Raw genomic sequence first — 5,714 nt, forward strand, 5'->3', positions numbered from 1 at the left:
TCAATTCAATACAAAACATACATTGCTATAAAATTGTAGCTGGCTGATTTCACCTCAGACGAAACAGGCACCTTCCAGGTCAGGGTGCAAGGCAAGACTGCCACCGGTATACCTGTAAGCGGGGAGGCCGTGTATGAGGTGAAACTAGTCCGATAGGAGGTGTGTTGTGAACACAGGTACAGGTCCGTATTTTAAAAAAAAGCCTGCCGTTGTAACAGCAGGCTTTTTTTTAAAAAATAAAATGATTCTGTCCTTAAAAGTTCGGAGACAGCAGGTACTTGCTGTAGAAGTCGTCGATTACTTTCACGGCTTCCGAAGGATCATCTACAATATGAACCAGGTCCAGGTCTTCAGCACTGATGTTGCTTTCCATTTTCAGCATCACATCCTCCACCCACTGCATCAAGCCACCCCAGTATTCGCGGCCCACGAGCACGATCGGGAAAGCTCCGATTTTCTTGGTCTGGATCAGGGTAATCGCCTCAAACAGCTCATCCAGGGTGCCAAAACCACCTGGCATAACCACAAAGCCCTGTGCATACTTCACGAACATGACTTTGCGCACAAAGAAATAATCGAAGTTGATGAGCTTATCAGAGTCGATGTAGATGTTGTTGAACTGCTCGAAGGGCAGGTGGATGTTAAGCCCTACCGACTTGCCGCCCTCTGAGTGAGCGCCTTTGTTGCCGGCCTCCATGATGCCCGGACCGCCGCCTGTGATCACGCCATAGCCATGGCGCACCAGCTTGGCTGCGATCTCTTCGGCCATGATGTAGTATTTGTGCGTGTTCTTGGTACGGGCAGAACCAAAAATAGAAACGCATGGACCGATCTTGGATAGTTTTTCGAAGCCTTCCACAAACTCAGACATCACTTTAAATATCTGCCAGGAGTCTGCAATTTTGATCTCGTTCCAGTCTTTGTCTACAAAAGCCTGCCTTATCTTTATATCCTCGGCCGAGGCTGGCGGAGCCGAAACCTGGCCGTTTTCGCGCAGGTCTGTTATCGTTTTTGCCTTGTTTTTATTAACGTCCGGATTAAGGATGGTCTGTCCACTGCCGCTGTTGTGCGACTCGTCGTTGAGTTTGGTTTTACTTGTTTTTCTAAGCTTTGTCATAATTCTTTCATCGTCATCTTCTGCAGGAGGCAGGCCTCCTGCGGCGCTTTCAGAAACGAAACGCCTTTCAACATTACTATATAGTTTAAGATAAGGGCGTGCCTGCAAAGTGGTGAGGTAAACAATGCACGCAACGGGTGTAATTTCTATTTTGAGCGGATGGCAATGACAGGGTCTAAGTTAGAGGCCAGCACTGCCGGTATGATGCCCGAGAGCATCCCTATGACCGCCGATACGCCCAGTCCCAGTATAATGTTGCCCGCCGAGAGCGATACTTTCATCATGTCCTGCGGAATGAGGGTAAGCAGGAATACGAGCAGGATGCCAATGCCACCGCCAATAACGCTCAAAAATACCGACTCAAATAAGAACTGAAATAAAATAAAATAGTTTTTGGCACCCAGTGATTTTTGAATCCCGATGATGTTGGTGCGTTCTTTTACCGAAACGAACATGATGTTCGCTATCCCGAAGCCACCCACCAGTATCGCAAAGCCGCCGATCACCCAACCGGCCAGACCCACTACTTCAAAGAAGCCGGTAACGGCCTGTGTGGCCATTTCCGGACGGTTGATGGCAAAGCTGTCTTCATCCCGCGGTTTCAGCCCCCGGATGTTGCGCATCATGCCGCGTAACTCATACTCCAGCTCCTGCAGGCCCGGGTCGTCCTCCCGTCCCTTGATGGCAAGCGTGGAGCCAATGCCGTTGGGGCCGGTGGCAAACATCTTGCTGAAGGTAGCGTAAGGCACTACGCCCATCTGATCGAAGTTTGGCATACCGAAAAGGCTTTCTCCTTGCTTCTCCATCACCCCGATCACGGTAAATTTCTGACCGCCTACTTTCAGCTGCTGCCCGATCGCCGACTGGCCGGGATAAAGGGAGCTGGCGACTTCATCCCCGATGATGATCACATTGCGGGCAGCGTCTACTTCCTGCGGTACAAAGTAGCGGCCTTCTGCAACTGGTATTTCGGTTACTTTGTTGTAGTCGTAGGTCACGCCAATCAGGCCGGCGTCCTTATAACTGTTGTTGCGGTGCTTGAATACGTTGCGGTCCCTGCTGGCAAAGATAGCCGTTCCGGCATCATTGGTCAGGTTGCGGTCCAGGAGGCGGAACTCGTGTACGTTAGGCTGCGGACGCTTAAAATACTTCCACCACGGGTATTCTCCGCCAAAGCTCCAGGGCCATTTTTCTACATACAGCACCCGGTCTCCGATAAAGCTCATGCTGGAGCGGACATTGCGCTCCAGGGAATCGACCAGCGTAAACACCGAGATGATGGCAAAGATACCAATCGTGACGCCCAACAATGACAGGATCGTACGAAGCAGGTTAGACCAGAGGGCCTGCCATGCAAAGCGGAAACTTTCTACAATAAGGCGCAGGTATATCATTGATCGGCGGAATTACAAAGTAATTTTCTAAAAGTAAGAATATTTCGGTCAAACTAAGTAAATTTGCGGCTTGAATTTTAGTTGTAATATAGGAAAACTCTGCTTCCTTTTTCCGGACGCCCGGACTAAAATCCCGGAATGCCATTTTTAGCTAGCACGATTTATACCGTAATATAAAAAGTATGAAATTATCTGAATTTAAATTTGAGCTTCCTCCTGAGCTCCTTGCCACACATCCATCTCCTAACCGCGACGAGTCACGCATGATGGTACTGCACCGCAGCACCGGAGAGATCGAGCACAGGGTGTTCAAAGACATCCTGGAGTATTTTGATGAAGGCGATGTGATGGTGGTAAATGACACCAAAGTGTTTCCGGCCCGCCTGTATGGCAACAAAGAAAAAACAGGAGCCAAAATTGAAGTATTTCTGCTGCGCGAACTGAACAAGGAGATTCACCTATGGGATGTATTGGTCGATCCGGCCCGCAAGATCCGTGTCGGCAATAAGCTCTACTTTGGTGAGAGTGACCTGGTAGCCGAAGTAATTGACAATACAACTTCCCGCGGCCGCACGATCAAGTTCCTGTTCGATGGTCCGGATGAAGAATTTTACAAAACCATCAACGACCTGGGCGAAACACCGCTTCCCAAGTACATCAAGCGTGAGGCCGAGCCGGAAGACAAAGAGCGCTACCAGACGGTGTATGCCAAGAACGTAGGTGCTGTTGCGGCTCCGACGGCCGGCCTGCACTTTACCCGCGAAGTACTCAAGCGCCTGGAGATCAAAGGTGTTGAAATGGCTCCGCTTACCCTGCATGTGGGTTTGGGCACTTTCCGTCCGGTGGACGTGGAAGACCTGACCAAGCACAAGATGGACTCGGAAAACTTTATGGTGCCGGCTGCTACGGCTGAGCAGGTAAACAACGCTTTGGACCACAAGAAGCGCGTATGTGCCATTGGTACCACGACCATGCGTGCGCTGGAGTCTTCGGTGTCGGCCAGTAACCGTCTGAAGCCGAACGAAGGCTGGACAGACCGTTTCATTTTCCCTCCTTACGATTTCAAGATTGCCAACAGCCTGGTAACGAACTTCCACATGCCGGAGTCTACTTTGCTGATGATGACAGCTGCCTTCGGAGGATATGACCTGGTGATGAAAGCCTACCAGGAAGCCGTGAAAGAAAAATACCGCTTCTTCAGCTACGGCGACGTGATGCTGATTCTGTAAGCCTTCACACAGATATAATTTGAAAAGCCCCGGCTCCTGAAGTCGGGGCTTTTTGTTTTATTTGCAGCTGCTCCCCGTGATTCCGTTTAGCTGGTCCGGGAACTATACCTATTTTTGCAGTATGATCCATACCTTCGGCAGCGGAGGTATACTTTGGTTGCCTTACTCTTATGACACACAACCTTCAGCAGTACGCCATCATCGTAGCGGGTGGCACCGGCAGCCGGATGCAGCACGATCAGCCCAAGCAGTTTATAAAACTGGCAGGTAAACCGATCCTGATGCACACCATTGAGCGGTTCTATACCTATAACCCCGGGATCCGGATTGTGGTGGTGTTGCCTGAGGATCAGCTCGAGGTATGGAAGGAGCTCTGCCAGCAGCATGCATTCAACATTTTTCATCTGACTGTGAAAGGAGGCCGCACACGTTTCGGCTCTGTGAAGAACGGGCTGGCGCTGGTGCCAGGGGAGGCACTGGTGGCGGTGCACGACGGCGTACGCCCCTTTGTAACGGCAGCGATCATTGCCCAGGCGTTTCAGGTAGCGGCAGAAAAAGGAAATGCGGTGGTGGCTGTATCGCCCAAAGATTCGATCCGGGAGCTTACCGGGCAGGGGAGCCGATCGGTTCCGAGAGCCAATTATAAGCTGGTGCAGACGCCGCAGTGTTTTAGGGCCAGCCTGCTGCGCCGCGCTTATGAGCAGCAGGAACAGGATTGGTTTACCGATGATGCATCTGTCGTGGAGCAGTTAGGGGAAGATATAGCCCTGGTAGAGGGCAGCTACCGCAATATTAAGATCACGACGCCGGAGGATATGGTGCTGGCAGAGGCTTTTGTAAAACAATCCCTATAATTTCGGCCGGCCGGCCTCCAGAAATTCCTGGTTTTGAACTACACTTTCCGGAGTAATGGGCTCCAGCACAGGGGCCGGTTTGGAGAGGTTGAGCAGGTAACCCTGCATGGGCAACAGGTTGTGGAGGTCATGTGTTATGCAGATCACCGTTTTGCTTTGCTGCTGCACCCACTGCTGTAACAATCGGAACACCTGCTTTTTGTAGTACACGTCCAGTTGCTGCGTCGGTTCATCCAACAGTATCAGGGAAGCATCCTGAAGCATGAGCTGCGCCAGCCATACCAGTTGCTGCTCTCCCCCCGACAAGGTCGTAAAATCCTGTTCCCGCAGATGCGAGAGCTCCAGTTGGTTCAGTATAGCCGCTGCCTGCTCATAGTCTTCGTGGCTGTAGTTCTCAAAGAAGCGCTTTTTGCGGAATAATCCCATCACCACCAGGTCATGTACTTTGATGGGGAAGGAGACGATGTTCTTTTGGGGAAGGTAGGAGAGGAGGCCTGTAGCCGCGGCATCGGGGATAGCGCGCAGGTCGTGCTGCTGTATCAGGATCTGGCCTTTGTAGCTGATCTTGTGCTGAAAAGCTTTAAAGAAAGTTGTTTTGCCGGCTCCGTTGTGCCCTATAATAGCCAGAAAAGCCGGAGCAGGTATAGAAAAAGAAAGGTTGCGGATCAGAACGCGCTGTTCGTAACCCGCAACCAGATTTTTTACTTCAACGATCAAGCCTTGTATAATTACGAATTATGAATTAAGAATTACGAATTTTGAGCCCGTTCATAGGGCCATTCTTAATTCGTAATTATAAATTCGTAATTCTTTTTAGTACTCGTCTTCGTTGAACATGAAGTCTTCCTTGGTAGGATAGTCCGGCCAGATTTCTTCGATGTTCTCGTACGGCTGACCATCGTCCTCCAGCGCCTGCAGGTTTTCTACCACCTCCATAGGGGCGCCTGAGCGAATAGAGTAGTCAATTAATTCGTCTTTCGTGGCTGGCCAGGGTGCATCCTCCAGGTATGAAGCTAATTCCAGTGTCCAATACATAGTATGTTTCTCCTTAACTTATCGGCTTAAAAAAATGGTTTGCAAAAGTATGAATAAATACACAAATAAAAATTTTTCCGAAGTA

General features: G+C 50.2%; 6 protein-coding genes. 2 read left to right on the forward strand and 4 right to left on the reverse strand.

Annotated elements, in window-relative coordinates; all coding sequences use genetic code 11:
- Positions 1 to 253: 253 nt before the first annotated feature.
- Together OB13_RS14455 and OB13_RS14460 are read right to left on the reverse strand one after the other, a co-directional pair.
- Entirely contained in the window at positions 254 to 1,117 is an 864-nt protein-coding gene (locus tag OB13_RS14455) for an LOG family protein (protein ID WP_461490879.1), read from the reverse strand.
- Positions 1,118 to 1,263: 146 nt separating this feature from the next.
- Positions 1,264 to 2,511: an ABC transporter permease gene (locus OB13_RS14460; protein WP_461490880.1), complete on the reverse strand. Its 1,248-nt coding sequence runs from the start codon at positions 2,509 to 2,511 to the stop codon at positions 1,264 to 1,266.
- 182 nt (positions 2,512 to 2,693) lie between these two features.
- Here OB13_RS14460 and queA point away from each other — a divergent pair, with 182 nt between their 5' ends.
- Positions 2,694 to 3,740, forward strand: coding sequence for a tRNA preQ1(34) S-adenosylmethionine ribosyltransferase-isomerase QueA (gene queA, locus OB13_RS14465; RefSeq protein ID WP_461490881.1), 1,047 nt, complete (start codon positions 2,694 to 2,696; stop codon positions 3,738 to 3,740).
- A 170-nt stretch (positions 3,741 to 3,910) separates the two neighbouring features.
- A complete protein-coding gene (locus OB13_RS14470) occupies positions 3,911 to 4,594 on the forward strand; it encodes a 2-C-methyl-D-erythritol 4-phosphate cytidylyltransferase (protein WP_461490882.1) in 684 nt (227 codons plus the stop codon).
- Here OB13_RS14470 and OB13_RS14475 read toward each other — a convergent pair.
- The gene (locus OB13_RS14475; RefSeq protein ID WP_461490883.1) at positions 4,589 to 5,311 is read right to left on the reverse strand and encodes an ABC transporter ATP-binding protein; all 723 of its coding nucleotides are present in this window, start codon (positions 5,309 to 5,311) and stop codon (positions 4,589 to 4,591) included. The genes OB13_RS14470 and OB13_RS14475 overlap by 6 nt on opposite strands.
- A 96-nt stretch (positions 5,312 to 5,407) precedes the next feature.
- Entirely contained in the window at positions 5,408 to 5,629 is a 222-nt protein-coding gene (locus OB13_RS14480; RefSeq protein WP_007652164.1) for a DUF2795 domain-containing protein, read from the reverse strand.
- Between the last annotated feature and the right edge of the window lie 85 nt (positions 5,630 to 5,714).

The organism is Pontibacter sp. HJ8, from assembly GCF_054824225.1.